This window comes from Phyllobacterium brassicacearum (assembly GCF_003010955.1).
GTDB classification, from domain to species: Bacteria; Pseudomonadota; Alphaproteobacteria; order Rhizobiales; family Rhizobiaceae; genus Phyllobacterium; species Phyllobacterium brassicacearum.
Window position 1 is genome coordinate 1 of the sequence record NZ_PGGO01000062.1, and the last position, 1,428, is coordinate 1,428.

The 1,428-nt window shown below is 56.0% G+C and carries 2 protein-coding genes; both read left to right on the plus strand.

Annotated features, from left to right (window positions below):
- Window positions 1-88: 88 nt before the first annotated feature.
- Window positions 89-1,123, plus strand: coding sequence for an IS110 family RNA-guided transposase (locus tag CU102_RS28225; RefSeq protein WP_106714341.1), 1,035 nt, complete (start codon window positions 89-91; stop codon window positions 1,121-1,123).
- A 75-nt stretch (window positions 1,124-1,198) separates the two neighbouring features.
- Window positions 1,199-1,428 (plus strand): hypothetical protein (locus tag CU102_RS30175; RefSeq protein WP_208113919.1); only part of this gene is annotated, 230 nt, incomplete at its 3' end.

The window sequence follows — 1,428 nt, forward strand, 5'->3', positions numbered from 1 at the left end:
GTCCTTCCCGTGTTGGGGTGGACGGCTCCCAACGGCATCAAATGTGCCAGAATGAGTTCGTTGAAAGCTCAATCGAAGGAGACCGTCCGTGGACCAGATTATCCGAATTGGTATGGATACGTCAAAGAACGTGTTCCAATTGCATGGCGTGAATGCAGGGGAACAGCCGGTGCTTCGCAGGAAGTACTCGCGTAGGGAGATGTTGAAGTTTTTCGAGAAGGCGCCGCCGACCACCATCGCGCTTGAGGCGTGCGGTGGCTCGCATCACTGGGCGCGGCTGTTGAGCTCGTTCGGCCACGAAGTAAAACTGATCGCACCTCAGCTGGCAAAGCCTTATGTCAAACGCGGCAAGAACGACGCGGCGGATGCGGAAGCTTTATGTGAGGCGATGAGCCGACCCACCATGCGGTTCGTGCCGGTGAAGACTGCGGACCAGCAGGCAGCCTTGATGCTGGTAGGTGTGCGAGAGAGGCTCATCCGCAATCGAACGCAGCTTGCTAATGCTATCCGCGGTTTTGCCATGGAGTTCGGCATCGTCGCAGCCAAAGGCATGTGCCAGATCGAAGCGTTGCTGGAGCGCATTGCGGCTGATCAATCTCTGCCGGAACTGGCGCGCGAGCTCTTCGCCATGCACCGTCAGGAATATCGCGACCTGCTTGCCGAGACAAAAATAATCGATGAAAAGCTGATGGCCTTGCATCGTTCCGATGAATGCAGCAAACGCCTAGCCGAAATTCCGGGTGTCGGACCGGTCGGCGCATCGCTTTTAATGATGAAAACCCCAGACCCGCGGATGTTTAAATCCGGGCGTGATTTTGCCGCCTGGATTGGCCTGACACCCAAAGACCATTCGACTGCCGGAAAGGCCAGGCTTGGTGTGATCACTCGTGCCGGCGATGAAATGCTACGAAGCATCTTGGTGGTTGGCGCAACCGCTCTTCTTCAGCACGTCAGAGCAGGCCGAAGCAGGCATGCTTCCCGATGGCTCATCGAACTCCTGCAACGGAAAAAACCGAAGCTGGTTGCAGTGGCGTTGGCCAACAAGATCGCGCGCATTGCCTGGAAGCTCATGATGAGCGGCGAGACCTATCGGCCGGCAGAGGGACAAACACAGTCAGTATAAGATTGGCCCATCACGGTGAGCAGGAAGAATGCTACCATGTTGAGCTGATGCGGTGAACTTGCAAGAGAAGAGCAGATGGTGCGATCGATCGATCCAAGACGCGTGATACTCCGTCAGTTCCAATGGCCACTCAAGGTCGATCCCGTGTTAGGAACTCGCGTCGCGGAAACCATCTTGGCCAGTGGTCATGTGCGACCACACACAAAGGCCGCACATATGGAAGCAAGCGATCTGATCAAAAAAAATCTGCAGAAAACACTTGCAAGCGGGAGCCGTCCACATATGGGAACTGCTTCCGGAGCCGT